Genomic DNA, 26,029 nt, shown 5'->3' with positions numbered 1-26,029 from the left:
CAGCTGGTAAGCTGATGCTTTTTATGGAATATCGTAACCCTGTATGGCTGTAAAAATGCGAAACCATTGATCTTGGTCAAGCTTGTAGGACATCGCATTTATCGCGGCAGAAATCCGCTCGCGCTTTCCGCTTCCGACAATCGGCATGATGTTTGCCGGATGCGTATACAGCCATGCGTACATGACCTCGTCCAAAGAAGCGGCGCCGATCTCTGCTTGAACGGATTCAAGCGCCGTGCGGACACGCCGGTCTTTTTCCGTGTCAGCAGTGAAAACTTTGCCGCCTGCCAGAGGCGACCAAGCCATCGGCGGTATCCGTTTTTCCTGACAGAGATTCAAAGTGCCGTCGCGCACATTTTCTAATTCATAAGCGGAAAGCTCAATCTGGTTGGTCACGAGCTTCTCAGGCAAATACGATTCCAGCATCCGATACTGGTGATCTTTAAAGTTCGAAACGCCGAAGTACCTGACCTTGCCAGAGCATTTCAGCGCTTGAAACGCCTCTGCTACCCCCTCCGGATCCATGAGCGGGTCCGGTCTGTGAATCAACAGCACATCGATATAATCCGTCCTAAGGTTCATAAGTGATTGCTCAACAGATGCCAAAATATGCGATTTGCTTGTGTTATAATGATGCGATCTGTGAGCTGGCCGTTCAGGCGATTCAAGAACAATGCCGCATTTTGTGACCAGCTCTATGTTTTCTCTTAATCCGGGCGAAAGAGCAAGGGCGTTTCCAAACAGCTTTTCGCACGTATAGCCCCCATAAATATCCGCATGATCAAAGGTCGTGATGCCGTGATCGATACACCATTCAATGAGACTCAGCAGTTCAGCATCTGAATAGTTCCATTCATTCAGCCGCCAAAGGCCGTGTATGACTCTTGAAAATTGAAGATCCTCCGCCAATTGAATACGTTGCATGCAAAATCCCTCTTTTCCTTGTATAAACCGGGTTTTGCCCCTTACTAGTTCATTCGGCCTCAGATCCCCTTTTTCCTTTCGCCCCTTTTAAAAAGACATTTTAATTCGATTGAAATTGCTTTTTCGCTTTCTCAACGACGTAGTGGCTGCCGCCGCGGTCCTGCACATTTTGGATCATCATGGCGACAAGCAGGTCTTTGTTTTTGTAATCGTAGCCGACAAACCAGCCATTTTCCGCGCCATCCTTATCATCTTTGGATGTTTTCAGCTCGGCTGTTCCTGTTTTTCCGGCCACTGTGATTCCTTTCACGACAGGCTGATAGGCTGATCCGCGCTCATCCTCGACAACGCCCTTCAGACCTTTTGTAATGTCTGCCGCTCCTTCCTTGGTGACCACTTGCTTGTGCCAAACATCAGCTGTTTGCGAGTCTTTTTTGATCAGCGTCGGTTTGACAAGGTCTCCATTGTCAACAAATGGCGTGTAAGCAGCTGCCAAGTGAAGCGGAGACATTTGCATTTGCCCTTGTCCGTAGCCTGTATCCGCAAGCAAAATGTCTGAATCAAGCTTGTCATTTGCAATAGACGATTTCTGGATCGGGAATTCATACGGAATGTCCTCTGAAAAACCGAATGTCTTCAAGCCTTTTGTGAAGGTATCCGCTCCCATATCAAGCGCGTTCTGGGCAAAATAAATATTGTCTGACGTAATAAGGGCATTTTCCAAATCGACTTGCTGAAGTCTCTCAGACACGCGTGTCACTGAATAGCCGCCCCAGCTCGAATCTTTTTGCCACTCCTTACCTTTGATTGTTTTCTTTTCATCGGCTTTAAGGGTGCCGTTTTTGATTCCAATAGCAGCCGCAATCGGTTTAATCGTGGAACCCGGTGCGTACGTCTTATTGAATTTCGCTGAAAACGGATTGTTTTTATCTTTGTTTAGCTTTTTCCATTCCTTATCGCTCCAGCCGAAAATAAACCCGTTCGGATCGTAGGAAGGCGCGCTGACAAGTGCAAGTGTTTCGCCTGTCTTCGGCTGCAGCGCGACTGCCGTCCCGCTGTCATCCTTGAGTTCATCATACAGCTTCGTTTGCGTTTTAATATCAATTGTAAGATGAAGATCCTCGCCGTCCTTTGCTTTCTTTTCAGCGATGACTTCCCCGGTTTGCGGCACGTAAATTTTCCAGCCAGTTGTGCCTCTTAGCTTATCTTCATACACATTTTCAAGTCCGGCGATGCCGATGTTAGACGTATCGCTGTACGTTCCTGCTTTCTTTTTCTTTAGTTCTTCCGCTGTAATGGCGCGGACATACCCTGTCAAATGGGCTGTCTTTTCGCCATACGGATAGTAGCGAGAGCTGACATTCGTTCTTGTTACGCCTTGTAATGACGTCGCTTCAGAAACTAACTTCTCCTGGTCAGGCTTGACCTTTTTGAGCGGCACAAACGAATCGTCTTTTACCCAGCCTTGATCCAGCTTTTTCTTGATGTCGTCTTCAGTCAAATCAAGTTTTTTGGCGAGCTCTTTTATGACTTTCTCTTTTTTATCGCCAAGCTCTCCGGGAACAATCCCGATTTCCGGAACATCTGTATTGACGGCTAACCCTTTTCCATTTTTATCGTAAATTTGGCCTCGTTTCGGTTCAATGCTCATAATTTGCACGGTTTTGTCGTCAGCCAGCTGTTTGAAAATAAACGATGGGTCCCAATCTATATTCCATGACTCCTCGTCATCTGTTTTTTCTAATTTCAGCACAGCAGTATTCTTGAAGCTGACTTTGCCGGCATTTGTGTTCATGCTGACTTTATACGGGATATGTTTCATCGTCTTGTTGTCTTGATCGTCCTTATCTACTTCTCCCGCAGTGACTTTCAAATCTTTTACACCGGCCTGCTCATAGATGGCTTTATACCTGTTGACGAAATCTTTTTTGGAGATTTCTTTTTTGACATCTTTAGTCAGGCTTTGATACATGTCATCGAATTGCTGATCATTCCACTGTTTCACGAATGCTTCCATGCGATCCTCTGGTGAATCTGTTTTGGAGCATCCGATCAACCCAATCAACCCGACGCATAGAAATACTAGTAGAATACACTTTTTTAACATGACTTTCCCCTGCCTTCCACTTGTTATTTTCTCTTAATTGAATTGGTGCGTGCAAGATTTTTTTGAAAATGAAGGAAAAGTTCACCGATTTTGCAGAAATCTCCTATCGTTTGCTGTAGACTATTTGAAAAGACAGAAAGAAGGGATAGCATGGTCAGAGAGGCAGCAATGCTTCACATTAAAGAAGGGCTTGAACAAGAGTTTGAGGCGGCGTTCCGGCAAGCGGCGCCGATCATTTCCAGCATGAAGGGCTATATCACTCACTCGTTATCAAAATGCATGGAGGAAACGCATAAATATCTGCTTCTTGTGGAGTGGGAAACACTTGAGGACCATACGGAAGGCTTTCGCGGTTCTTCAGAGTATCAAGAGTGGAAAGCCTTGCTTCATCGGTTCTATACCCCGTTCCCGACGGTCGAGCATTTTCAGGATGTGTAATAGATTTATATAATATGAAGTGTAAAACCGATAAGGGAGACAGACCATACAAAAACGGCGGTATAAATATTAAAAGCGCCTGAGCCGTCATTTTCTTTTTTGCGTTCTTCAAGCCCCTGCATAAACATGACTGCGCCAAGAAAAACAAGCATAACCGATTGGATAACAGAGGTGTGTTCCGTATATTTAAAAGCAATAAGCGCCAATAAAATAATGATAACCGCAAAGGACATTTTAACAATGCGAAACAAAAGGACCATCCTTCCTTATATACGAAATATTGAACGTTATGGCTATATTTGCCTACGCCCTCCATTATTCTAGCGCACTTTTTGGGGATGTAGAACAGAAGAAAGGGAATTTTAAGTTTCTTTTAATATTTCGATCACACATAAAAAACGCGCCTGTCATGAGGCGCGTTTTCTATGAAACTGACAATTCTCTATAGCCTAACTTGTGAACGGCTTCAGCCATCGCTTGATAGCCTTTGCTGTTCGGATGGACACCGTCAAGGGACAGGTATTCCTGCTCCTTGCCTTTGAAGATGCTGTAGGCATCCGCGATTTTGACATGGGGTGCTGATGCAAGTGTTGCTAAATGTGAATTGAAGGATGTGATCCATTTGCCGGCGATTTCAATGCCGGGAAACGGGTTGTATAAGTTGAACACTCGGATGGCGTACGGGGAAGGGTTTTCTCCTTTGATCTCGGCGATCTTGGCAATCATCTTTTCAAAATTCTCATGGCAATGGGCGGATACACGGCTGAAAATCGTTTCATCCTTAGAGGTTTGGTAGGCTAAGACCGAATCGATGAGATCGTTTCCGCACCCTGTGATCGTTATCATATCAGCATCTCGAATGCATTTTTGCACATAGGGATATGACAGGAGTCCAAGAATCTCCTCTGTATTCAGGCCTGATCTGGCAAATATGGCTATTGTCGTTTTTGTTTTCAAGTCAGCTTCCATCATGTCCCCAAAACGCTGGACGAAGCCGGGTGAAAACAGCCCGGAGCCTCTCCCTGTCGTTAAGGAATCGCCCAGAGCTGTATATCGTAGCACCATGTTCTTTCCTCCACTCTTGAACGTCGATACGTTAATGTACGCAGCAGAGAAAAGATTGGCTACTTATGTATATCCTAATTTTCTTGAAATCTGTAAAGCGGCGTCCTTCACCTTTTCTGTTAAATAGGGCAGCCTGTCTTCTGTATATCTCGCTTCAAAGCCTGCAATGCTAATGCCGGCTGCCACCTGTCGCTTATGGTTAAAGATCGGGGCGCCGATCGCCGCCGTATAGTTTTCGAGCTCTGAATAGCTGACAGTATAGCCATTTTGCACAGAGGCATCAATCTCCTGAAGCAGTTTTTCGGGATCGGTAATCGTTCCGGAGCCAATTGAAATGAGCTCAGTTTGTTTGATGTATGCTTCGATTTCTTCACGGGGAAGAAAGGACAGAATGCTTCTGGCGCACGCTCCCGCATACAGGGGGGAACGCCTGCCGATTGCCGTATACAGCCGCACAGTCTGTGTTCCTTCTATTTTCTCAACGTATATCGCTTCATTGCCGTCCCTCATGATCAACTGCACGGCCTCGTCCACTTCCCGGCACAGCTCTTCCATCACGGGTTTCGCTATTTTTCTGATATCCAGCCTGTCAGCGACAAGCTGTCCGAATTCCAAAAACACCAACCCCAGCGAATAAGCGCCGGACGCATCCCGACTGAGGAACCCCATTTCCTCCAAGGAGCTGACCATCCGGTGAACAGAGGTCTTCGGCATTCCTGTCAGCGCCACCAGTTCACTTAAGGTTAGGCTTGGTTTATGCAAAAACAAATTAAGCAGCGCCATAGATTTGACTACGGTTTTATTTTTATTCTGCATCCTTCATCCCCTTTGCTATGTCAGCCATTCCATCTTCATTCTCGTTTTCAGTGCTTTTATATGCTGTTCCCGTTCTACCGCAAGCGCTTCTGCCTCCTGAAGGGACACAGGCTCAAACTGGACGTGCTCACCCGGCATGATTTGGGAAACAACCGGAAGATCAGCGGATATGATGTGCGCGATCCTCGGATAGCCGCCAGTCGTCTGCCGGTCTGCAAGCAGGATAATCGGGTTGCCGTCAGGCGGCACCTGAACTGTTCCAAACGAAACCGCTTCTGACACCATCTCAAGCGGGGCTTTCAGTTCGAGCGGTTCTCCTTTGAGCCTGTAGCCCATACGGTCAGATTGCGGCGTGACACGAAATGCTTCTTCATAAAAACGCGTTTTTGATTCTTCTGTGAAAAAGGCGAATTGCTTTCCTTCCAGCACCCGAATGATGGGATTCTTCTTCAGCGGCAGAAATCTGCCGCGGCTGACCGACCACTTCGGTGCTGCAAATCCCTGTTTTTCAAGCTGCGGACTTAAACGGGAAAGGATGGTTTGCGAAAGAGCTGACATCTCTCCAATAGACAGTTCATCTTCTTTTTGAAGCGCTCTGCCATGAAGTCCGCCGATGCCTGCTCTGACGTATGTGCTTTTACTTTCCATAACGGCAGGCACATCGATGCCGCCGGCTGCGGCTACATAAGCACGGCTGCCGAGCTTGCAGGGGCCAAAGCTGACCGTGCTGTTTTCCTTGACGAGCACGGGCTTCCATAAAGGCGCTTCCTCGTCATTAATACGCAGCGTGAAATCCGCCCCTGTCACCGCAATCAGCGTCGTTTTTGCAACATGAAACGACGGACCCGGCCCCATCATCGTTATTTCGAGACCTGCTTCATTTTCGCCGTTTCCGATCAGCAAATTGGCAATGCGCAGCGAAACCGTGTCCATGGCGCCGCTGGCCAGAACGCCGTATTTTTGGTAACCCGTTCTGCCTATATCCTGAACCGTTGTGAGCAGTCCGGGCTTTAATACTTTCATGCTCAATTGGACTCCTCCTTATAGGCGTGATAGTCTTCTTCTGAGATGCGAACGAATTTCACAGTATCTCCCGCCCGCAGCAATGTCGGCGGATTTTCCTGCGGCCGGAAAAGCGCCAGCGGCGTTTTGCCGATCAGCTGCCAGCCGCCCGGCGTTGAAATCGGATAAACACCTGTCTGCAATCCCGCAATACCGACCGAACCTGCGGGAATCGACGGTCTTGGCGATGATTTTCGCGGAGCTGCAATGCGTTTTGACATCCCGCCTAGAAAAGGAAAACCAGGCGCGAATCCGAGCATATACACCACATATTCACCGCTTGTATGAATGTCGATCACTTCCTCCGGTGACAGCTGATTGATCTTCGCCACCTCTTCTAAATCAGGGCCGAATTCACCGCCATAGCAGACGGGAATTTCTACAATACGGCGGTTGACCTCATAGTCTTCAGCTATTTCTACCAGCCGCTCTTCGACATCGCGCTTGACCTTCTCAAAAGGTGAGCTTATACCCTGAGGCAAATGCTTGTACACTTCATACATATCATAAAATACGGTTAGACTTGTAAAAGCCGGGATACATTCAATGAATCCCGGAAATGGCTGTTCTTCTATATAAGCGGCCGCGGCATGGACAATGCCGTTGACCTGTTCGTTGATTTCTTCTCCGAATCGGATCATCATTGCAGAATCACCGAGCTGTTCGATTTGATATCGTACAGTCATCTTTCTCACCTCTTTTAATTCTCGTTCATCAGGATGACGAGAGGTTACAGCACCGCAAGCGACTCGTCTCGAATATCTGTGATGAGCATATGCCCCGGCGCATGTGTGATGACCATTTCAGGTTTTACATTCATAGCCACGGCTTGCGGTGTCACTCCGCATGCCAAAAAAACAGGAACCTCGCCTTCACGAATGGAAACGGCATCTCCGAAATCCGGTTTGTCCAGATTGCGAATGCCGATTGCTCCCGGATTGCCGATATGGATCGGCCCTCCGTGCACAGCCGGAAAACGCGAGGTCACTTGCGCGGCACGTACAGCCAGCCGTTCAGGAACCGGTCTCATGCTGACAACCATCCGTCCGTGAAACGCCCCCGCCGGAACACAATCGATATTCGTTTGATACATCGGGACATTTGTCCCCTCATCAATATGCCGGACCGCTATCCCATTGTTGATCAGTGCCTGTTCAAAGGAGAAGCTGCATCCGATCAGAAAGCCGACAAAATCGTCCTCCCAGTATGGCGTAATATCAGATACTTCTTCCGTTAAGATACCGTGCCTGTAAATACGGTATTTCGGAAAGTCCGTTCTGATATCAGCATCCGGCGCAGCCAGAGACGGCACAGGCGAACCCGTTTCAGTCACATCGAGCACAGGGCAGGGCTTTTGATTTCGCTGGCAAAACAGCAGGAAATCAAAAGCAAGGTCTTTCTTCAAAACCACAAGATTCGCTTGGGCATATCCGCCGGACATGCCTGCGGTCGGCCCGTTTATTTTTCCCTCTCGTATCAGGGCACGTACATCTTTTGGCGCCATTTTGTTTAATTGCTCCACTTATATCAGCTCCACAATTGAGGAAGTTGTGTACATAACGTGTAGATTCCCATAACTGCCATTACAATCACTACAAGCGCGCCTGTGCTTGTCAGCCATAGCGGGTGCTTATAATCACCAACAATGTTTTTCTTGTAGGCGGCAACAAGCAGTGTTCCGAGTGCAATCGGCAAAATCAAGCCGTTCAGCGATCCGACAAGGACGAGGATCTTCGCAGGCTGTCCGATTGTGACAAAAGCTAACGTAGAAATCACAATAAATCCGATAATAATGCCGCGTGAATTCTTTTCAATTTTTGGAGAAAAGGTTTTGAAAAACGAAACAGATGTATAAGCTGCTCCAATCACAGATGTAATGGCCGCAGACCACATAATCAATCCGAAAATTTTATAACCGACATTTCCAGCAGCAAGCTTGAAGACTGAAGCCGCAGGGTTGCTTTCATCGATATGCAGGCCTTTTGAAACAACGCCAAGCACCGCAAGGAAAAGAGCGATCCGCATGACAGAGGTAATTAAAATGCCGACAACCGAGCTTTTTGTTACTTGGGGAATGGATTCCTTCCCTTTAATGCCCGCATCCAGCAAACGGTGTCCCCCGGCAAATGTGATATATCCGCCGACAGTTCCGCCCACCAGTGTAACAATAGCAAAAATACTGATGTGTTCAGGGGCAAACGTGTTCGCCACCGCATGTCCGACTGGCGGTGCAGACGTGATTGCGACATACAGCGTTAGGATGATCATGGCAAAGCCCGCGATTTGCGTAAAACGGTCCATCGCTTTTCCCGCTTCTTTAATGACAAAAATCAAAATGGCGATAACAGCGCTGATCAATGCGCCTGTTTCCGGTTTAATGCCGAACAGCACCTGAAGCCCCAGCCCGGCACCTCCGATATTCCCAATATTAAAGGCAAGCCCGCCAAGCACGACGAGAATGGCGATGAAATACCCCAGTCCCGGAAGCACCATATTCGCAATTTCCTGACCGCGTTTTCCAGAAACTGCGATGATGCGCCATACATTGGTTTGGGCAAAAATATCTAAAATAATAGAGATTAAGATGACAAAACCGAAGCTTGCCGCGAGTGTGTTTGTGAAAGTTGCAGTTTGGGTGAGGAAGCCCGGTCCGATTGCTGAGGTTGCCATTAAAAAGGCGGCGCCCATCAGCAATGACCAGCTGCCCGCTTTTTTTCCTGCTGTTTTTTTCTCCTGCTCCATCTATTGTTCCTCCTTTATGTGGACTTCTGTTCTGAAATAGCTGTCACTTCAATTCCTGCCGCCTTAAGCTCTTTTCTGATTTTTCGGGCAAATGTCAGCGCATGGGCTCCATCTCCATGAATGCAGACTGTATCTGCTTTTAATGACACATCATGTCCTTGCTGAGATTTGACCGCCCCTTCTTTCACCATTTTGATGACCTGGGTGACGGCGGCATCATCACTTTCAATGAGTGCGTCCGGCTGGGAGCGCGGTGTCAGCGTGCCGTCCGATTGGTATGTTCTGTCGGCGAACACTTCATTTGCGGTCTGAAGTCCGATCCGTTCTCCCGCTTTTACAAGCTCGCTCTCAGCAAGACCGAAAAGAATCAGGCCGGGATCAACCTTATAGACAGCTTTCGCGATCGCATCCGACAGTTTTTGATCGACTGCCGCCATATTGTATAAAGCGCCATGCGGCTTGACGTGCTGCATGTGAAGTCCCTCTGCTTTTAGAAAGCCAGAGAGCGCGCCAATTTGATAAATGACAAGATCATACGCTTCCTCAGGTGAAATCGCCATATTGCGGCGCCCAAAACCGAGTAAATCCGGCAAGCCCGGATGCGCGCCGATTTTCACGCCTCTTTCTGCTGCAAGTGCGACGGTTTTTCGCATCACACTAGGATCTCCAGCATGAAATCCGCATGCGATATTCGCTGATGTCACATACTCTAAAATATCTTGGTCAAGGCCTATCTTGTAGGCTCCGAAGCTTTCTCCTAAATCACAGTTTAAATCAATTTGAAACACAGAATCCCTCCTGCCAAAGCAAACGATATGCTTTATGTATTTATTGTCCCGAAATTCGGAACGACTATTCCGAATTTTTGAACTTTATTTCATTATAAGTCAAGCATATTAGTTTGTGAAATACTTTTGTCAGAAAACCTACCATGGTCCCAGAAGAAAACCTGCCAAACAAAAAGAGAGTCCATCTTAGGACTCTCTTTTTTATAGTACCCAATGGCGAATCGCCTTAGCGACACCATCCTCAATATTTGTATCCGTGATCCAATCAGCCGTTTCTTTCACGATGTCTTGCGCATTACCCATTGCGACGCCCAGACCCGCTTCTTTAATCATCGCGATGTCATTGAGGCTGTCGCCCATCGCCATCACATTCTCCATCGCAAAGCCGAGTTTTTCCGTAACCTTGGCAAGGGCTGCCGCTTTGTTGATGCCGAGCGCGTTAACTTCAATGTTTGTCGGACTTGAATTTGTGATTTCGAGCTCTTTGTTTTTTCTTAGCTCCTCCAGCACTTCGTTTCGGATGTCGTCATCCTCGATGTCAAAGCCGAATTTGAGCCATTCATGATCCGTAATGTTTTCCGGAAACTCGCCTCTCCATACTTTGTTCACGGTAGAAGCCCAGAAATTGGTGTTGTGTTTATTCCGCAAATCCCACATCATTTGAATATGGTCTGTATGGAGCAGCTTCCGTTCCACCAAATTAAAATTCGAGTCCCAGATTTCGCTGCCGTTTGCCGTGATTAGAAAGGATGACAGCTTCAGCGACTCCGCCAGCTCCCGGCACGTCATCAGCGTCCGGCCCGTGCTGATTACCACATACACACCTTTATCCTCCGCTTTACGAATGGCTTTGCGGTTTTCCTCCGAGATCAGCTGCTCGTCGTTCAGCAATGTTCCATCCATATCAATTGCGATCAGCTTGATATCTACATCTTCTCTTTGAACAGACATATATGTACCTCTCTTTATCTTTTTGTTGTGCTTCTCTCTATTCTAATACATTATACCCAGCGGGACAAAAAAGCGATTTCCCATGTTTGAGGTGAACTGATAAGAGGAAAACAAACGGTGAGGTGATCAAACATGGAAGAAAGAAAACAGCAAAACAAACCAAATGAAAATCCCGAGCACAACGACTTAACCGATCCAATTCCTAATGAAGAGCTGAAGGAAAATATGAATGATGAAAAACACAAACGCCAGCAAAGAGATGACTCTCAAAGCGAACGGGATTACGACACAAAATAGAACCCCTCACAAAATGTTGTGAAGGGTTTTTTTCATTTTTCAATATAGATGCCGATTTCAGCTTCAGCAACAGGCTGCTCTCCTACTGACGCCTTGGCATGTCCGAACACAAATCCGCGCCGGTTGCGCGTGACTTCAAACGTAAGATCAAGCCGGTCACCAGGCACAGCCGCTCCCAGCTTTTCCGCTTTCTTCACCGAAGACAATAACCCCAAGCTGTTCTCATCTGTAATTCCTGTAAAAGCAGCGGTTTGCGCTAGCGCTTCAATCACAAGTGAAAACGGCATTTCTGTTTGGGCATCAGTAATAAACCAGTCATTCTCACTAATTCGTTTATAAGCTGCCGCGTGTTTGCCGGGCTCGCTATCCGTCACGCCATCAATAAACAAAAACGGGTAGCGGTGAGGCAAAGATAATGGGTTCATTGTATATCTCCTTTTTTTGACCATTATATATCAGCCTAAAGCGTAACGATAGGATATAATGGGAAAAACACAAAAGGAGGCCGTTATGTCCCCAAAACCGCTTGTCATTCTTGTCCACGAAATATACGGTGTAAACAGCCATATGAAAAAGATGGCCCGGCTGATCAACATGGCTGGATATGACGTGCTGACGCCCAACTTGCTCGAACCGGAAGAAGTCTACACACTGCTAGAGGAAAAAACGGCATACGAACAATTTACAAAACATGAACGGCTGAAAACGGGAGAAACCATCATCCAGAATGTGATCAGGCAAAACACCGGACGGCACATCTTTGTGATTGGATTCAGCGTAGGGGCTACCATCGCATGGAAATGCAGCAGTATGCCCGAGGTTAGCGGAGCTGTTTGTTATTACGGTTCCCGGATACGTGATTCTCTTCATCACGTGCCAGCCTGCCCGGTGCTATTGTTTTTCCCTTCTTATGAGCCATCGTTTGACGTGACGCTTCTGATCAAAAACCTTCGGGAGAAACAGCATGCCCATCTGAAGATTTATCAATTTGATGCGCTTCACGGCTTCGCCAATCCTGATTCTGTTTATTTCGACAGAGCCCTTTTCTTCAAAACGCTTTCCATCATAAAAAACGGGGCGGAAAAACGTCTCCGCCCTGCTTCATCATCATTTTTTTAAACGTGCACGGCGCTTTTTTATCAGTGCCGTCATACGTTCCATGTACTTTTTGCATTGCGTTTTATTTTGCCTGTCTCATCTCACCGAATGGATAAAAGACGAGAGATTCAGTACCGATGATATCTTCCTCAGAAGGCATGCCCATTCCATTTCTGCTATCCAGTGAATTGAGACGGTTATCTCCCATTACAAAATATTTACCGGATGGCACCTCAACTTCGAAGTCGCCTGTTAAGGTTCCACCTGACTCTTCGACCTCTTGTTTCTGTTCCTTTAAGTACGGTTCTTCCACCTTTTTATCATTTATGTATAGCTGATCATTCTTCATTTTGATGCTGTCACCAGGCAAACCGATTAAACGTTTGACAAAAGAGCGGCCGCTCATTTTGTCATGAATGACTATGATGTCGCCTCTATGAAACCCGCCAGTCCATTTGACTGCTTTGTCAACCAGAATTCTTTCTGAATCTTTAAGCGTTGGGGCCATCGATGAGCCTTCAACGAGAAAGGGCTTGTAAAACACCAATCTGATCGTAAATATGAGAGCTGCGATCATAACGATACTGAGTACAACGATCCATTTGATTTTTATTTTTTTCTTTAACGTGATTGTTTTTGCATTCAACTTCCTTCACCCAGTGCTTTCCTAAGAATTCCAAATTATTATACAGCATTTGGATCAGCTTGGTTAGACTTTTGTGGAAATTTTCGTAAGCAAATGGACAGGCCGGGGCAGCCAACTTCCCCGGCCTGTTTCATCAGAGCTTTCTTAAACGCGCACAGATTTCATCAGTGACCTCAGCCGTTGTGCTTTGTCCCCCAATGTCGCGTGTTTTGATGCCGTCGGCAGTTACTTGCTCCATTACATCCAGAATTTTCGCCCCCAGTTCTTCCTCCTCGAAGTGGTCCAGCATCAGCTTCGCTGTCCAAATCTGGCCGATTGGATTGGCAAGGCCCTGTCCGGCAATGTCAGGAGCCGAGCCGTGAACCGGTTCAAACATGGATGGATATTTGCCGGATGGATTGATGTTCGCAGAAGGCGCAATGCCGATGCTTCCCATCAGGCTCGAGCTGATGTCGGTTAAAATATCACCGAACAAGTTACTCGCCACAATAACATCAAACGTTTCCGGACGCGTCACAAAAAAAGCGGCCAGCGCATCAATATGCTGGGATGACGTTTCGATTCCGCTATACTCAGCGGCCGTCTGCTGAAAGACTTCATCCCAAAACGGCATCGCGTGATAAATGCCGTTAGACTTTGTCGCACTTGTCACATGGCCGCGCCGTTTTTTCGCCAATTCGAAGGCAAAGCGCATGACACGTTCTGTCGCTTTTCTTGTAAACACGGCATTCTGGATGGCGATTTCATCATCGCCTTTATGAATGCGCCCGCCGACTTCACTGTATTCACCCTCACTGTTCTCGCGAATCACCACGAGGTCAAAATCATTTGGATGCAAAAGCGGCGACGTAATGCCCGCCATTTGTTTGGCTGGCCTCATATTAACGGAAAGCTCAAGCTCCCTCCGTATTTTCAGCAGCAGCCCCCATAACGAAATATGATCGGGAACCAGCTTCGGATTTCCGACGGCTCCCAAGAAAACGGCTTCAAATTGAGTAAGCGTATGTATTCCATCTTCGGGCATCATTTTGCCGTGCTCCAAGTAATAATCACAGCTCCATGGAAAAGCCGTGAATGAGAATGACAAACCCCCGTGCACCTCAGCCGCTGTATGAAGCACTTTTTCAGCAGCCGCTACAACCTCTTTTCCTACTCCGTCTCCCGGTATTGCCGCAATCTCGAATTGTTTCATCGTCATTCTCCTCCCCCTGTTATCGTAAGCGTTTTCTATTATACTAGATAGCGAGATTGTAAAAAAAGCCCGTGACATTGTGTCACGGGTGGTGGTTGGTTATTGATTGAGTTTCTTTAAAACAATGGCGTGCAGCGGTTCATGGGACTGAATGCCGCACACCTCTTGAAGTACGCCGCTGTATCCTTTTTCTTCGATCAGCGCCTGCAGTTCAACCGCTTCAGGGTCACCGGTAAAATCGAAGCGCAGGGCTGCGGCAATTCCTTCCGCCAGTGCGTTCGGCTCTTTTATTTTCTTTGCCGGGCCTACAAGTCTATCATTCTCTCCCAATTTTCTGAGAGGCGATCTCGCTACGCGGGTCACATCGTCCGAAATGAAAGGATTTTCAAAGCGCCCGATGATTTTTTTGATATATTGTTCGTGTTCAGTTTGCTTAAAGCCATACGATTTAACGAGATAGTCACCAGTTTCAAGCAGCGCCGAATGAACGACACGGCGGATTTCCGGATGATCGATTGCTTCTTTGACTGTTTTAAGTCCGCGCTGATAGCCGACATACGCTGTCACCGCATGTCCGGTATTAACCGTAAACAGCTTCCGTTCGATGTACGGCGTTAAATCATCAACAAACAGCGCGCCGTTTATGACTGGTGTATTCCCTTTAAAGCCTGATTCATCAATGACCCATTCGAAAAATGGTTCAACCGATACTTTTAGCGGGTCTTCATGATGCTGAATCGGCACGATCCGGTCAACGGCAGAATTCGGGAAACCTATCGTTTCACTGACGGATTCCTGCTCTGCTTCCGTTAAATGGCTGTATATCTCTTTCTTTAAGAAGCTGCTTCCGCCAATCATATTTTCGCACGCAATGATATTCAGTGTGTTGGCAGCGTTTCTCTGTCTTAAACCTTCTGCGATAGATGGAGCAATCAGCTTCAGCACATTCGGGCCGACAGCTGTTGTGATGAGTGAAGCCTCATTAATCAGCCGGTACAGCTCCTCCAGCTGGCTGCCGCTGTTAATCGCGCTGACCGGGCCAATGACCTCTGATGAACGTCCTTCTTCTGCCAGTTCGACTGTGTATTCTTTTTTTTCATTGAGGAGGCTGACCATCGTGTCGTTTACATCCGCAAACACCACATCATAGCCAGAGTGGTGAAGCAGCGCGCCGATAAACCCTCTCCCGATATTTCCCGCACCGAAATGTAAGGCGATCATGTCAGTTCACCTCGTTGAAAATGGCGATCAAATCTTCTTCACTTTTAGCGGAGATCAGGCGTTCAATGTTTTCTTCTTCTGAGCAGATAATGGCGATGTTAGACAAAATGTCTAAATGCTCATTATTTTTACCCGCAATGCCAAATACCACTTTTGCCGTGTTGCCTTCTCCGTACTCAACACCGTCTGGAATTTGTATGATTGAGATTCCAGAGTGAAGCACCTCGCTTTTCGCTTCTTCTGTGCCGTGTGGAATGGCAATGAAATTCCCCATAAACGTAGAAGACGTTTCTTCACGTTCAAACATTTTGTTAATGTAATCCTCTGTCACATAGCCGTTGTCAATCAGCGTCTGGCCTGCCAATTTGATAGCCTCTTCTTTTGATGATACCGTTTGATTGAGTTTAATATTTTCCTTTGCGAGTACTTGCATGAGTATCACTCTCTTTCTATAAGATTACTTTTTCAGCTTTTCAATCAGCTCATCGTATTTCGGGCTGTTTAAGAAGTTATCCACTGATATGTGTGTCGCGTTCGGCAGCTTTGCTTTCGCGCGGTCTGTTAAATCTTTGTGGGTGATGACAATATCCGCATCGCTTGGCAGATTGTTAATGGCCGTGTTGGTCACACTGATGTCAAGCTCTGCTTTTTTCACTTTGTTTCTTAAGATGGATGCCCCCATGGCACTTGATCCCATTCCCGCATCACACGCAAAGATAATTTTGTTTACGCTTTCAGGAGACAGCTCAGACGCTTCCTCCGCTTTGGTTTGTTCCGCCTCTAAAGCAGCGGCTGCTTGGCTTTTCTTCCCCTTCATGGACTGCATTTTTTCTGTTGCGGCAGCCAGGTCTTCTCCACTTGCTTTTGAGGATTTCAGGATCACTGCTGAAACGATGAACGATACAGCTGCAGCGACCAATACACCCGCCAATACGCCGAAATAGCCTCCTCTTGGCGTCATCGCCATCAATGCGATAATGCTTCCCGGTGACGCCGCTGCGACAAGTCCGGCATTAAAGATCGTGAATGTTAAAAGTCCACTTGCTCCGCCGGCAATGGCTGCGAGAATCAGGGCCGGTTTCATCAAAATGTACGGGAAATAAATCTCGTGAATCCCGCCGAAGAAATGGATGATCGCCGCACCGGGAGCCGTTGATTTTGAAGATCCCTTGCCGAAGAACATGTACGCCAGCAAAATGCCGAGCCCCGGTCCTGGGTTTGCTTCCACTAAAAACAAAATGGATTTTCCTGTTTGAGATGCTTGCTCGATTCCGATCGGGCTTAAGATTCCATGGTTAATGGCGTTGTTGAGGAACAACACTTTCGCCGGTTCTACAAAAACACTGGCTACCGGCAGTAAATTCGCGTGTACAATGACTTCCACACCAGCCGCCAGCAATTTGTTTAGTGTCAGGACAACCGGGCCGATGGCGTAAAACGCGAGAATCGTTAAAGCCGCGCCGACAATCCCTGCCGTAAAGTTGTTGATCAGCATTTCAAAGCCTTGTTTGACTTTATCCTTGAACAATTTATCTGTCTGTTTAATGAGGTATCCGCCAAGGGGACCCATAATCATTGCGCCTAGAAACATTGGAATATCTGACCCGACAATCACCCCGATTGCCGCTGTCGCCCCGACGACTCCGCCGCGGTGGTCGTAAATCATTTTTCCGCCTGTATACGCTATCAAAAGCGGCAGTAAATACGTGATCATCGGGCTGACAAGCGTATTCAGCTGTTCATTTGGAAACCATCCTGCCGGAATAAACAACGCGGTAATGATGCCCCACGCGATAAACGCGCCGATGTTCGGCATGATCATTCCGCTCAAATAACTCCCAAAGCGCTGCACTTTCACTTTCATGCCGCCTTGCTGCTGTTCTTGCTGCTGCATATATAAACCCTCCCTGTTTTGTTTGTCGCTATAAGATACAAAGATATGTTTAGAGAATGATGCCTTCCCTTTGACTCTATGTTAAAACGCTTACAGCCCCTATACAATTGAAAGTAAAGAGGACTTTGGCACATGACTGTGACAATTTTTTAAAAATAAAAAGGCTCCTGATATCAGGAGCCTTTTCTCTTTCCTCTATAAATGATGTTGCCGTTTTGAATCACGTACTTTGCAATCATCCGCTCACTCACAATAAAAACGGGATACGCGCATACAAGCGCAAATACAGCCATCGGCACGTGCTGTACAGCTGGCAGCACTGAGCCTGCCGCATTGCGGAGGAGCATCAAAAGATAAATAAGCAGCACGATAGCCGCTAATGATACCAGCATAATCGGAGCTGAAACTTTATATTCATAAAGCCGTTCCCGGCAGTGGCCGCAGCGAAATTGACAAGGCACATTTGATGATCTGACCATATCGCCTGTCAAAGGTTTGCCGCAGTTCGGGCATGGTGTTTCTTTCATAGGGTATTCCTCACTTTCTATTCCATCTGTCTATTATACCAGAGTCCCTTCTGTTACGTTTTGTTGCTGTTCAACACATTTTCACATTTTTTATCATCCACTTACTTGTCTCCGTCTCTAAAATCCTCTACGCTTAAATAGATCTTAATGAAGAGGGTGTATGAATGCTTCCGATTAATAGACAGCAACACATACTAAAGTGGCTGAAAGAAGAAGGCTCGCTTAGAATTTCTGACATCAGCGCAAGGTTCGGCGTTTCGGAAATGACGGTATATAGAGATGTCAATCAGCTGGTTCAGTCAAATCAAGTCATCAAAACAGCCGGCGGTATCACGCTTCCCGTCCGAACACCTCAAACAGATCATATGTGCAGCTATTGCTTGAAGCCCGTCAATCAAGCTCATTCGGTTCAGCTGATTACGGTAAACCAAGACATTGAACAGCTATGCTGCGCACATTGTGCATTTTTGCGTTACGCCGATAAAACGGAAGAGGTTTCACACTTGATTTGCAGAGATTTTCTGTTACACACAACCGTCAGTGCCGGTTCAGCTTATTTCGTCGTAAATGCTGAATTAAACCTGCACTGCTGCCAGCCGCAGGCCATTCCGTTTGCGACGCTTGACCATGCCGAACGATTTCAAAAAGGATTCGGCGGCGCCGTCCGTACTTTCGACCAAGCGCTGGAAGACATGCTCAAAGACAGAAAGAAACGCTGCAGCTGCACCAAGAAATAACACAACACATACAGCGGAAGGTGGTGTCTGAGTGATGAAGCGAAACAGATGGTGGATCATCCTGCTGCTTTTTCTTGTTTTCCTGCCGAAAACAAGCTTTGCTCACGCCTATATTGTCAAATCCTCACCTGGGGAAAACAGCGAATTAAAAACCGCGCCTGCACAGGTGGAGATTGAATTTAATGAACCAGTTGAAGAAGGGTTTCATTACATTAAAGTCTATAATTCAAACGGCGACCGGGTGGATATGGATAAGACGGAAATCAAAAAAGACAACAATCACATCATGACAGTGAAGCTAAAAAAGAATCTGCCTCATGATGTGTACAGAGCGGAATGGAATGCGGTATCCGCGGACGGGCATCCGGTTTCCGGCGTCATTCCGTTCAGTATCGGGAAAGCGGATGGCGGATTCAGCAGCCAAAAAGCATCCGTTTCAGCGCTGAATCCGGGAACAGCCGCAGATCGCGCGATTCTGTATACAGCCTTATCTCTGTTTATCGGAACGGTTTTCTTCCATCTTTTCTGGTATAAAGGGAAACCAGAACAGCTCGTGAAACGGACGAGACGTATCCTGATCGTCTCGATCGCAGCACTGGGTCTGGCGCTTTTGCTTCAGCTTCCGATTCAAACAAAAGCGAACGCAGGCGGTGGCTGGGGCAGCGCATTCCAGCCGGGCTACATCAGAGAAACACTGTTTGAGACAGCAGGCGGCTCTATTTGGATTATACAGGCCGCGCTGTTCGTGCTGCTCGCACTGTCTGTAATCCCTGCAATACGGAAAAACCGCTTTTCATCTTTTGGCTATTGGACTGCGCCGCTTATTTTCTTTTTCGGTCTCCTGCTTGCCAAGGCGTTTACAGGGCATGCGGCTGTCGTTGAAGAAAAAACAGTGGGCATTTTGATGGATTTCCTTCATTTATCTTCCGCTTCCATCTGGGTCGGCGGAATTGCGGCACTCGTTTTGCTGCTCTCAAAAGAATGGAGGCAGCCTGACAAAACGCTCGCATGGGAAACGGTAAGCCGGTTCTCCCCATGGGCACTCACTGCAGTCGGCGTCATTTTGTTTTCAGGCTTGCTCAATGGATTTTTCATCATTCGTTCAATGGATTCACTGTTCCATACGGCGTATGGCCAAGCACTTTTAGTGAAAAGCGGGCTGTTTGTTTTCATGCTGGTTTTAGGCGCGATTCATTTTCTTCTCACCAGAAAGCAGCGCCGCACAGGAATCAGCCGAACGTTGAAAGCGGAGTGGGCAATCGGCATTGCTGTATTGATCACGGCTGCCGTGTTTACAAGCCTGCCAAGCCCGCCTGAGCCGCAGCCGGAACCGTTCTACCAAACCAAAGCGATTGAGAACGGACAAAGCGTTTCACTCAGCATCAGCCCAAACCAGCCAGGGAAAAATGTTTTTGAGCTGCGAGTCACCGACCATAACGGAGATCCGGTGAAAAACATCCAGCAAATCACGTTAACCATTTATAAAACAGGGCTGTCAGGCAACGAAAACAAAAGCACGTTTCAATTAAAAGAGAAAACAAAAGGCGTCTTCCAGGATGAAAACCTGTCCATTAATGAGAAGGGAAACTGGAAGATCAAAGTCCACGGACTGACCGGTGACTTTAACGAAATCAATATCATGTTTACAAAGACCAATTAAAGGAGTGTTTACGTTGTTGAAAAAAATCGCATTGACACTATGTCCGGCTATTGTCGGCTCTCTCTTATTCTTTACGGCTCCTGCCAGCGCGCATGTTTCTGTAAAACCGGCTGAATCTGCTGCAGGCTCTTGGGAAACGTATACAATGAAGGTTCCTTCCGAGAAAAATCAACCGACAACGAAGGTTGTCCTCAAAATGCCGAAGGATGTTGAATTCCAGCAGTACGAGCCAATTCCAGGCTGGAAGGTTTCCACCCAAAAACATGATGACAAATCAGTGTCCGTGACGTGGGAAGCGACTGGCGGCGGCATTCAGGAAGGACAGTTCCAGCAGTTTACCTTTGTTGCCAAAAACCCTGACAAAGCGGAGGAAGCCGCTTGGGACGCATATCAATATTATAAAGACGGCAGCATTGTTGAATGGACAGGTGACGAGAATGCCGATACACCTCACTCCATTACAAAGATCACTTCTGCAAAACAAGTGACAGATGAGCACGGCGCCACGAAAACTGAAGATGATTCCAAAAACGCAGGTTCTTCAGCTCTAGACATTACAGCGATTGTGCTGTCCGCGGCTGCCATTATTTTATCTGTAGCAGCGCTTGTTAAGAAAAAACGCGCCTAATAAAAAAAGCGATCCAGATGTCATGTCTGGGTCGCTTTTTATGTTTAACCGCGGCCTGCCTGGAAGGAAGGATATTTCGTCATTCCGCCGTCTGCAAACAGCGTAATGCCTGTGACGTAGCTGGATTCCTTCGAAGCAAGCCACACCGCTACTGCTGCGATTTCCTCTGGTTCGCCGATATATCCCATCGGAATCATGCTTTCTACATCCGCTTTCTGTTTAGGGTCAGCAAATTTTTCAGCATTGATTGGCGTGTTGATCGCACCTGGCCCGATATTGTTGACGCGAATGCCCTTCGGCGCGTATTCCAAAGCCAGCGTTTCAGACATCAGCTTAATTCCGCCTTTACTAGCGGCATAGTGGACAAATAAGGGCCACGGAATCATCTCATGCACGCTGGACATGTTGATGACATTTCCCTTGATATCGTTTTCTACGAAGTACTTAATCGCTTCACGGCTTCCTAAAAAGGCACCCGTTAAGTTCGTGCCGATGACTTTTTCCCAATCCTTAAGCGGCATTTCGTGAGACGGCACAGGATTTTCAAGCCCGGCATTATTAATCATAATATCGAGTGTGCCGAACTCTTTAATTGCCGTTTGCACGATATTTTTTACATCTTCCTCTTTCGTGACATCTCCTTGGACGACAACAGCTTCACCGCCCGCCTTGATGACCTCTTCTTTTACCTCGTTTGGATCCTGTTTATCACTATAATAGTTGATAACCACTTTTGCCTGCTCTTTGCCGAAGCGGATGGCCATTGCCTTTCCAAGCCCTGATGCAGCTCCTGTAATGGCAACGACTTTTCCTTTTAAATCCGGATACATATACATCTTCCTCCATTTGTTATGAATTTGATTTCGCGATACCCAAGAAGACGGCGGCCGCAATAATCAGGATAATCCCGATTGCAATTGCTATTAGCTGACGTTTCGTTTTCTTTTCACGCAGGATGAAAATACCCCCGAGCGTAGAAATGACAATTCCCATTTGTGAAAGGGAGAAGCTCGTTGCAACGCCAACTCGCGGCTGAGAAATAAACAAAAACATATTTCCGCCTGCCCAGATTAAGCCTGGGAGGATATTTCTGATTGCATACTTGTTAAAGGGTTTGTGTCTATAGGTTAAAACTAACCCCCCGACCACCATGCCAATTGCCTGCGGCAGCAGCGCGGACCAGCCGGACACATTGAACAATCTAGCCACGACTACATAAACCAAATAACCAAGAGTCGAGACGAGGAGAATCAAAATGCCCTTTTTCAAATTGCTTGGCTCGCCTTCTTTTTTATCATTCTTATCTTCCAAGGACGTGAGAATGATTCCCACAATGATAAAGATCAAAGCGAGAACGCCAAGCGTAATCGCAATCGGTGTTGACCATTCGCGGAACACGATCACACCGAACAGCGAGGTGGAAACGAGCTGCATTCCTGTGGAAATCGGCATTGTTTTAGATACGCCCATCAATTGAATGCTTTTCAGCTGGTTGGCCTGTCCAAGTGACCAAAATAAGCCGGATACGATTCCAACAATAAAGATGCGAAGTGACAGAACGGGCTGAACAAAAAAGTAAATAACGATAGAAACAATGAGCGCCCCGATCGTCGTTCCCAGTGTCTGGCTGTACGGCCCGCCGCCTAATTTCACATTGAAGAGAACAATGCTCCCCCAAAACAAAGCTGGGAGAAGAGCCAATAATAAATCCATCGTTGGGGAACCTTCTTTCAAAATGTATTTGCTGTTATTTTGGCTGGAATTGTTGTGATTATTCGCCTAAAGAAACATTTTTTAACCATCTTTAACAATCGAATCAAAATCCCAAGAACAAGCTGCAGTAATAATTTATTTTCAAAAAAAATATTTAAATAATAATAATTTCAGTTCACTTTAAATAGTTAGTCTATGGTAAAAAACTTAACAAGACAAACAACAAATCAGCGTTTAAGTATATTACATGAAAAATAATGAAATATATTGTAAATCTATCCGTCTGATGTTATGATACCTTTCAGAAGAAATAGTTACCATTTCCATATATAAGATTGAAAAGAGGCTTGTTATAGAATGATAAGTATCTCCTTAGTTTTTCGTTTACTCCTGGCAAATATATTTATAAGTACGAGTTTTTCAAAAATAATGAAGTTCACAAATTTTAAAAAAACAGTTTTTTCCTTTACTAAAATTAATAATTCACGAATCATTTTAACTTTTTCTATATTTGTCATTGCTGCAGAGTTAGTTTTATCATTATTATTATTTTTTCAATCGACGCGATGGATTGGAGCACTTGGAATATCAATTCTGTTGTTAGTATTTACATTATTAATTTCATTTAATTTAAAGAAAAAAAACATTATAAAATGTAGTTGTGGAGGAATTCTTGGAAGCAGTTTTATTGGAAAAAAAACCATTCTCAGAAATTTGAGCTTACTGCTCTTATCTTTCGCTATACTAATTATTCCCACCAAAACAAATACAGTAAATGTATACTATTTCATATTACTAGAACTAGGAATCTTTTTTTTATTTACAGGTTTTATTATCGCTCGGAATATTCATAATTTATTAGATGAAAAGTGGGATTTAAATGCAGATTGATCTGATTTTCAACCTTATAATAATGCTTTTATTAATTATAATTTTGTATTTGATGTGGAAGATAACTAATCTATTGCAAAAGAATGAAACTGGGTTATCAATTAAGAAAAAAATAGAACTTCATGAGGTAACAGATCAAGGAATTAAAAAAGGCGATATTATTCCTGAATTTACGATTATTGATCCTGTAAATTACAAAGAAACTGCAATCCCTTCAAATACCTTACAAGGTGGTTTTCTGTTATTTACAGCAGTCGGCTGTGGTGAATGTCAAAAGTTGCTGGAGGACCTTTCTATTTATAACTTAAGAAACATGAATGAAAATATAGTTGTATTATCATTTATGCCTCCAGAAGCTAATGTTATTCCTGACAAAGATAGAAAAAGACATTTTAGTGTGATCGAAGAATTGCCAGGAATAACTCACTATATTAGCTCTGTTGATACACTTGAACAATTGAAATTCAATCAATTTCCATTAATTATGGCTATCGATTATGAAGGTCGATCGTTAGGTACGTATCATGGTAATATTGATGTCTTACGTGATTTATCAACTTGGAATAAAATGTGAGTATCATGAAAGGGGGTGAATACAATGGCATGTAAAACAAAGAATAGATGTGTTTATAACTTCTCAAAATGTAACCATCTTGTAGGTTATTCATATTACCGTTATACTGAGGTTTGGGGTTGCAAAAAGGGTGAATCTGTAATCGTTGCAATGCCTAAATGCTCAGCTAAACCTTGTATCAAAGCATAAATAAAAAAGAAAGACTTTTAAAGTCTTTCTTTTTTATTTAATTTCACTTATTAATTCCACTTTAACAAATTTAAACTATTAGTTCGTTTTGAAGAGGTTAAAAATGTTTAGAAACGTTTTTAAAATTATTAAAATTTACTTTCATATATCAAAACTTAGTTTGATTATTCTCCTTTTGTTTTCTGTTATGCTTTCTATACTCCCTATCTATTCACTTACAGTTACTGAGGAGATAGGCAATAACATTTCAAATTCGACTGATTTTTCAAAGATTATCTGGTTATTGATTTTTCAAGCAATCTTATATATTAGCATTCAGATACTTTCTTTGATCAATAGCATCATCGAAAATAATTTAGACTACAAATTCACGTACCATTTTGAATTAAAATTAATTAATAAAGTAGGTAAGATTAAGACTTCCACTTTAGATAATTCCACAATATATAATGATATCCTACAAGTTTCCCAAGTAATCCCTTTGATGGGGACTCGTTTATTAATTGATATTATAGAGCTATTTAAAGGTATTTTATCCATAACTGGATTAATTGTAATCCTTAAGAATTTGCACTGGTCGATCGTTACTTTATTAGTAATTATCAGCGTCATTAATTTTCTTATGTCAAGGTTGTATAATAAAGAGGAACTAGCCATTTTGAATAAAACTAGTGAAATAAAAAGAAAAAAAGATACAATTTGGGATCTGTTAAAAAACAGAGAATCAGTTGTTCAAATAAAAATGTTTCAAGTTGGCGTTTATTTAATAAACAAGTGGAGTAAATATTACTGGAAAGCAGTAAATCCTGAACGAAGGCTTAACAATAAACGAGAATTTCTAGTTCAAATTTTAATGATTGGTACTCAAATTTTGCAATTGGTTATTCTAATCATTTTCATTATTTCCAATTGGCCTAATATACCAATTGGAACATTTATGTTGCTAATTCAAGCAATATCACAATTCCAAGGCTTTTCTCATCAGATAGTCGGTTCTTTAACAAACTTGCATCAAACTATAATTTACCTTCCTCTATATTTCAATATATTAAATAAGGAAGAGGAAGAATCGACTGGCACTAAGAAAATTAATTTCGATAAATTAGAACATAGTATTCGTGTAAAAGATTTAAGTTTTAGATACTCTAACTCAGAATCCTACTCTTTAAAAAATGTCAATTTAGAAATATTAAAAGGTGAAAAAGTTGCAGTTGTTGGGTTTAATGGGTCTGGCAAAACCACTTTAATTAAATGTTTAATAGGGCTATATGATAATTATGATGGAAGTATATATTATGACAGCAGAGAAATACAAGAATATAATCAAGACACGATACGAAAAGAAATAGGCTGGTTAGCTCAGGACTTTATAGAATATCCATATTCTCTAGAGGAAAATGTATATTTAGGTAATATGAGAAAAATTGATCCTGATTTAACTTATTCTTTAGAAAAAAGCTTAGTTAATGAATTTGCAAAAAAATTACCGTTAAAACTAAAAACGGTGCTTGATCCTTCTTTTGAAGAGGGAATTGATTTATCTGGTGGGCAATGGCAAAAAGTTGCTTTAGCTAGATTATACTATCGGGATTCTAATATAATGGTTATGGATGAACCCACATCCGCAATAGACCCCATATCAGAAAATAAAATTTATAAGAATTTGTTTAAAGAAGACAAAGATAAAACCATTATTATACTTACTCATCGTTTAAATGTATGTACTTTAGTTGACAAAGTAATAGTTATGAAAGATGGTAAAATAACTGACATTGGATCACATAAAGAGCTAATCAAATCAAGTTCATACTACAATAAGTTGTATACATCTCAAACTCAAGATGGATATCTTAAGTTATGACATTCAAC

The 26,029-nt window shown here is 44.5% G+C and carries 29 protein-coding genes; 9 read left to right on the top strand and 20 right to left on the bottom strand.

The genetic code is table 11. The annotated features are described in order from the left end of the window. Positions 1 to 21: 21 nt before the first annotated feature. Positions 22 to 924: an aldo/keto reductase gene (locus BFW96_RS15105; RefSeq protein ID WP_069839884.1), complete on the bottom strand. Its 903-nt coding sequence runs from the start codon at positions 922 to 924 to the stop codon at positions 22 to 24. A gap of 100 nt (positions 925 to 1,024) precedes the next feature. Continuing rightward, positions 1,025 to 3,031: a penicillin-binding protein 3 gene (gene pbpC / locus BFW96_RS15100; RefSeq protein ID WP_069839883.1), complete on the bottom strand. Its 2,007-nt coding sequence runs from the start codon at positions 3,029 to 3,031 to the stop codon at positions 1,025 to 1,027. A 150-nt stretch (positions 3,032 to 3,181) separates the two neighbouring features. On the opposite strand from pbpC, the gene BFW96_RS15095 reads away from it, so the two are divergent. Further along, positions 3,182 to 3,469: an antibiotic biosynthesis monooxygenase family protein gene (locus BFW96_RS15095; protein WP_069839882.1), complete on the top strand. Its 288-nt coding sequence runs from the start codon at positions 3,182 to 3,184 to the stop codon at positions 3,467 to 3,469. A 5-nt stretch (positions 3,470 to 3,474) separates the two neighbouring features. Here the strand turns inward: BFW96_RS15095 and BFW96_RS15090 are convergent, their stop codons facing one another. The 9 genes from BFW96_RS15090 to BFW96_RS15050 form a co-directional block, all read right to left on the bottom strand. Further along, positions 3,475 to 3,720: a YczI family protein gene (locus BFW96_RS15090; protein WP_014662805.1), complete on the bottom strand. Its 246-nt coding sequence runs from the start codon at positions 3,718 to 3,720 to the stop codon at positions 3,475 to 3,477. A gap of 172 nt (positions 3,721 to 3,892) precedes the next feature. Beyond that, positions 3,893 to 4,534: a spore germination lipase LipC gene (lipC, locus tag BFW96_RS15085; protein WP_069839881.1), complete on the bottom strand. Its 642-nt coding sequence runs from the start codon at positions 4,532 to 4,534 to the stop codon at positions 3,893 to 3,895. A gap of 63 nt (positions 4,535 to 4,597) precedes the next feature. Continuing rightward, positions 4,598 to 5,350, bottom strand: coding sequence for an IclR family transcriptional regulator (locus BFW96_RS15080; protein ID WP_069839880.1), 753 nt, complete (start codon positions 5,348 to 5,350; stop codon positions 4,598 to 4,600). A 15-nt stretch (positions 5,351 to 5,365) separates the two neighbouring features. Beyond that, positions 5,366 to 6,373, bottom strand: coding sequence for a 5-oxoprolinase subunit PxpC (gene pxpC, locus BFW96_RS15075; protein ID WP_083252899.1), 1,008 nt, complete (start codon positions 6,371 to 6,373; stop codon positions 5,366 to 5,368). A 2-nt stretch (positions 6,374 to 6,375) separates the two neighbouring features. Beyond that, entirely contained in the window at positions 6,376 to 7,098 is a 723-nt protein-coding gene (gene pxpB, locus BFW96_RS15070) for a 5-oxoprolinase subunit PxpB (RefSeq protein ID WP_069839878.1), read from the bottom strand. 44 nt (positions 7,099 to 7,142) lie between these two features. Continuing rightward, positions 7,143 to 7,916: a putative hydro-lyase gene (locus BFW96_RS15065; protein WP_083252898.1), complete on the bottom strand. Its 774-nt coding sequence runs from the start codon at positions 7,914 to 7,916 to the stop codon at positions 7,143 to 7,145. Between the two features lie 23 nt (positions 7,917 to 7,939). Then, positions 7,940 to 9,154 (bottom strand): NRAMP family divalent metal transporter, encoded by a 1,215-nt coding sequence (locus BFW96_RS15060; protein ID WP_014662799.1) that lies wholly within the window; start codon positions 9,152 to 9,154, stop codon positions 7,940 to 7,942. 14 nt (positions 9,155 to 9,168) lie between these two features. Further along, entirely contained in the window at positions 9,169 to 9,942 is a 774-nt protein-coding gene (pxpA, locus tag BFW96_RS15055; RefSeq protein WP_069839876.1) for a 5-oxoprolinase subunit PpxA, read from the bottom strand. A 201-nt stretch (positions 9,943 to 10,143) separates the two neighbouring features. Continuing rightward, positions 10,144 to 10,893, bottom strand: coding sequence for a Cof-type HAD-IIB family hydrolase (locus BFW96_RS15050; protein WP_069839875.1), 750 nt, complete (start codon positions 10,891 to 10,893; stop codon positions 10,144 to 10,146). A gap of 132 nt (positions 10,894 to 11,025) precedes the next feature. Between BFW96_RS15050 and BFW96_RS15045 the strand changes: the two genes are divergently transcribed. Beyond that, complete coding sequence (locus BFW96_RS15045; protein WP_069839874.1) at positions 11,026 to 11,190, top strand: hypothetical protein; 165 nt, start codon at positions 11,026 to 11,028, stop codon at positions 11,188 to 11,190. A 32-nt stretch (positions 11,191 to 11,222) separates the two neighbouring features. Here the strand turns inward: BFW96_RS15045 and BFW96_RS15040 are convergent, their stop codons facing one another. Then, positions 11,223 to 11,615, bottom strand: coding sequence for a 3-hydroxyacyl-ACP dehydratase FabZ family protein (locus tag BFW96_RS15040; protein WP_014662795.1), 393 nt, complete (start codon positions 11,613 to 11,615; stop codon positions 11,223 to 11,225). A gap of 85 nt (positions 11,616 to 11,700) precedes the next feature. Between BFW96_RS15040 and BFW96_RS15035 the strand changes: the two genes are divergently transcribed. Next, on the top strand, positions 11,701 to 12,309 hold the full coding sequence (locus BFW96_RS15035) for a dienelactone hydrolase family protein (RefSeq protein ID WP_069839873.1): 609 nt from the start codon (positions 11,701 to 11,703) through the stop codon (positions 12,307 to 12,309). A gap of 61 nt (positions 12,310 to 12,370) precedes the next feature. On the opposite strand, the gene sipU is transcribed toward BFW96_RS15035, so the two are convergent. From sipU to BFW96_RS15005, 6 genes are all read right to left on the bottom strand, one after another. After that, positions 12,371 to 12,934, bottom strand: coding sequence for a signal peptidase I sipU (sipU, locus tag BFW96_RS15030; RefSeq protein ID WP_069839872.1), 564 nt, complete (start codon positions 12,932 to 12,934; stop codon positions 12,371 to 12,373). Positions 12,935 to 13,067: 133 nt separating this feature from the next. Then, entirely contained in the window at positions 13,068 to 14,132 is a 1,065-nt protein-coding gene (locus BFW96_RS15025) for a tartrate dehydrogenase (protein ID WP_083252892.1), read from the bottom strand. A 93-nt stretch (positions 14,133 to 14,225) separates the two neighbouring features. Beyond that, positions 14,226 to 15,347, bottom strand: coding sequence for a mannitol-1-phosphate 5-dehydrogenase (locus BFW96_RS15020; RefSeq protein ID WP_069839871.1), 1,122 nt, complete (start codon positions 15,345 to 15,347; stop codon positions 14,226 to 14,228). 1 nt (position 15,348) lies between these two features. Next, entirely contained in the window at positions 15,349 to 15,780 is a 432-nt protein-coding gene (locus BFW96_RS15015) for a PTS mannitol transporter subunit IIA (RefSeq protein ID WP_069839870.1), read from the bottom strand. Between the two features lie 24 nt (positions 15,781 to 15,804). Further along, the gene (locus tag BFW96_RS15010) at positions 15,805 to 17,241 is read right to left on the bottom strand and encodes a PTS mannitol transporter subunit IIBC (protein WP_069839869.1); all 1,437 of its coding nucleotides are present in this window, start codon (positions 17,239 to 17,241) and stop codon (positions 15,805 to 15,807) included. Positions 17,242 to 17,414: 173 nt separating this feature from the next. Further along, positions 17,415 to 17,768 (bottom strand): hypothetical protein, encoded by a 354-nt coding sequence (locus tag BFW96_RS15005; protein WP_003246726.1) that lies wholly within the window; start codon positions 17,766 to 17,768, stop codon positions 17,415 to 17,417. Between the two features lie 164 nt (positions 17,769 to 17,932). On the opposite strand from BFW96_RS15005, the gene cutR reads away from it, so the two are divergent. Genes cutR through BFW96_RS14990 form a run of 3 tightly spaced genes read left to right on the top strand, consistent with a single transcriptional unit; the run spans position 17,933 to position 20,793 of the window. Beyond that, positions 17,933 to 18,505 carry a copper uptake transcriptional regulator CutR gene (cutR, locus tag BFW96_RS15000; protein ID WP_069148960.1) on the top strand — a complete coding sequence of 191 codons (573 nt, stop codon included), beginning with the start codon at positions 17,933 to 17,935 and terminating at the stop codon, positions 18,503 to 18,505. A 34-nt stretch (positions 18,506 to 18,539) separates the two neighbouring features. Next, the gene (gene ycnJ / locus BFW96_RS14995; protein ID WP_069839868.1) at positions 18,540 to 20,165 is read left to right on the top strand and encodes a copper transporter YcnJ; all 1,626 of its coding nucleotides are present in this window, start codon (positions 18,540 to 18,542) and stop codon (positions 20,163 to 20,165) included. A 13-nt stretch (positions 20,166 to 20,178) separates the two neighbouring features. Then, complete coding sequence (locus BFW96_RS14990; RefSeq protein ID WP_069839867.1) at positions 20,179 to 20,793, top strand: YcnI family copper-binding membrane protein; 615 nt, start codon at positions 20,179 to 20,181, stop codon at positions 20,791 to 20,793. 44 nt (positions 20,794 to 20,837) lie between these two features. Here the strand turns inward: BFW96_RS14990 and gdh are convergent, their stop codons facing one another. Beyond that, entirely contained in the window at positions 20,838 to 21,623 is a 786-nt protein-coding gene (gene gdh, locus BFW96_RS14985; protein WP_014662785.1) for a glucose 1-dehydrogenase, read from the bottom strand. 19 nt (positions 21,624 to 21,642) lie between these two features. Then, positions 21,643 to 22,506: a glucose uptake protein GlcU gene (glcU, locus tag BFW96_RS14980; protein WP_014662784.1), complete on the bottom strand. Its 864-nt coding sequence runs from the start codon at positions 22,504 to 22,506 to the stop codon at positions 21,643 to 21,645. Between the two features lie 357 nt (positions 22,507 to 22,863). Here glcU and BFW96_RS22115 point away from each other — a divergent pair, with 357 nt between their 5' ends. The 3 genes from BFW96_RS22115 (at position 22,864) to BFW96_RS14965 (ending at position 26,021) form a co-directional block, all read left to right on the top strand. Next, the gene (locus BFW96_RS22115) at positions 22,864 to 23,397 is read left to right on the top strand and encodes a MauE/DoxX family redox-associated membrane protein (protein WP_069839866.1); all 534 of its coding nucleotides are present in this window, start codon (positions 22,864 to 22,866) and stop codon (positions 23,395 to 23,397) included. After that, positions 23,387 to 23,971, top strand: a complete 585-nt coding sequence (locus BFW96_RS14970; protein WP_069839865.1) for a hypothetical protein — start codon at positions 23,387 to 23,389, stop codon at positions 23,969 to 23,971. Before BFW96_RS22115 ends, BFW96_RS14970 begins: the two co-directional genes overlap by 11 nt. Before the next feature lie 292 nt (positions 23,972 to 24,263). Further along, positions 24,264 to 26,021 (top strand): ATP-binding cassette domain-containing protein, encoded by a 1,758-nt coding sequence (locus tag BFW96_RS14965; RefSeq protein WP_069839864.1) that lies wholly within the window; start codon positions 24,264 to 24,266, stop codon positions 26,019 to 26,021. Positions 26,022 to 26,029 lie beyond the last annotated feature (8 nt).

This window comes from Bacillus sp. F56, from assembly GCF_001748205.1.
GTDB lineage: Bacteria > Bacillota > Bacilli > Bacillales > Bacillaceae > Bacillus > Bacillus stercoris.
The sequence above is the reverse complement of the archived record's forward strand: the minus strand, read 5'-3'. Positions and strand labels throughout refer to the sequence as shown.

What these genes read in the sequence shown, in the direction of transcription:
- BFW96_RS14965 (WP_069839864.1), top strand. Translation starts at nt 24,264, where the DNA reads ATGTTTAGAAACGTTTTTAAAATTATTAAAATTTACTTTCATATATCA.
- BFW96_RS15025 (WP_083252892.1), bottom strand. Translation starts at nt 14,132, where the DNA reads ATGACGATGAAACAATTCGAGATTGCGGCAATACCGGGAGACGGAGTA.
- pxpB (WP_069839878.1), bottom strand. Translation starts at nt 7,098, where the DNA reads ATGACTGTACGATATCAAATCGAACAGCTCGGTGATTCTGCAATGATG.
- pbpC (WP_069839883.1), bottom strand. Translation starts at nt 3,031, where the DNA reads ATGTTAAAAAAGTGTATTCTACTAGTATTTCTATGCGTCGGGTTGATT.
- gdh (WP_014662785.1), bottom strand. Translation starts at nt 21,623, where the DNA reads ATGTATCCGGATTTAAAAGGAAAAGTCGTTGCCATTACAGGAGCTGCA.
- BFW96_RS15065 (WP_083252898.1), bottom strand. Translation starts at nt 7,916, where the DNA reads ATGGCGCCAAAAGATGTACGTGCCCTGATACGAGAGGGAAAAATAAAC.
- pxpC (WP_083252899.1), bottom strand. Translation starts at nt 6,373, where the DNA reads ATGAAAGTATTAAAGCCCGGACTGCTCACAACGGTTCAGGATATAGGC.
- BFW96_RS22115 (WP_069839866.1), top strand. Translation starts at nt 22,864, where the DNA reads ATGATAAGTATCTCCTTAGTTTTTCGTTTACTCCTGGCAAATATATTT.
- BFW96_RS15095 (WP_069839882.1), top strand. Translation starts at nt 3,182, where the DNA reads ATGGTCAGAGAGGCAGCAATGCTTCACATTAAAGAAGGGCTTGAACAA.
- BFW96_RS15005 (WP_003246726.1), bottom strand. Translation starts at nt 17,768, where the DNA reads ATGAAAGAAACACCATGCCCGAACTGCGGCAAACCTTTGACAGGCGAT.
- BFW96_RS15035 (WP_069839873.1), top strand. Translation starts at nt 11,701, where the DNA reads ATGTCCCCAAAACCGCTTGTCATTCTTGTCCACGAAATATACGGTGTA.
- cutR (WP_069148960.1), top strand. Translation starts at nt 17,933, where the DNA reads ATGCTTCCGATTAATAGACAGCAACACATACTAAAGTGGCTGAAAGAA.
- BFW96_RS15080 (WP_069839880.1), bottom strand. Translation starts at nt 5,350, where the DNA reads ATGCAGAATAAAAATAAAACCGTAGTCAAATCTATGGCGCTGCTTAAT.
- glcU (WP_014662784.1), bottom strand. Translation starts at nt 22,506, where the DNA reads ATGGATTTATTATTGGCTCTTCTCCCAGCTTTGTTTTGGGGGAGCATT.
- BFW96_RS15060 (WP_014662799.1), bottom strand. Translation starts at nt 9,154, where the DNA reads ATGGAGCAGGAGAAAAAAACAGCAGGAAAAAAAGCGGGCAGCTGGTCA.
- lipC (WP_069839881.1), bottom strand. Translation starts at nt 4,534, where the DNA reads ATGGTGCTACGATATACAGCTCTGGGCGATTCCTTAACGACAGGGAGA.
- ycnJ (WP_069839868.1), top strand. Translation starts at nt 18,540, where the DNA reads ATGAAGCGAAACAGATGGTGGATCATCCTGCTGCTTTTTCTTGTTTTC.
- BFW96_RS15045 (WP_069839874.1), top strand. Translation starts at nt 11,026, where the DNA reads ATGGAAGAAAGAAAACAGCAAAACAAACCAAATGAAAATCCCGAGCAC.
- BFW96_RS15105 (WP_069839884.1), bottom strand. Translation starts at nt 924, where the DNA reads ATGCAACGTATTCAATTGGCGGAGGATCTTCAATTTTCAAGAGTCATA.
- BFW96_RS15050 (WP_069839875.1), bottom strand. Translation starts at nt 10,893, where the DNA reads ATGTCTGTTCAAAGAGAAGATGTAGATATCAAGCTGATCGCAATTGAT.
- BFW96_RS15015 (WP_069839870.1), bottom strand. Translation starts at nt 15,780, where the DNA reads ATGCAAGTACTCGCAAAGGAAAATATTAAACTCAATCAAACGGTATCA.
- BFW96_RS15010 (WP_069839869.1), bottom strand. Translation starts at nt 17,241, where the DNA reads ATGCAGCAGCAAGAACAGCAGCAAGGCGGCATGAAAGTGAAAGTGCAG.
- BFW96_RS15020 (WP_069839871.1), bottom strand. Translation starts at nt 15,347, where the DNA reads ATGATCGCCTTACATTTCGGTGCGGGAAATATCGGGAGAGGGTTTATC.
- BFW96_RS15040 (WP_014662795.1), bottom strand. Translation starts at nt 11,615, where the DNA reads ATGAACCCATTATCTTTGCCTCACCGCTACCCGTTTTTGTTTATTGAT.
- BFW96_RS14970 (WP_069839865.1), top strand. Translation starts at nt 23,387, where the DNA reads ATGCAGATTGATCTGATTTTCAACCTTATAATAATGCTTTTATTAATT.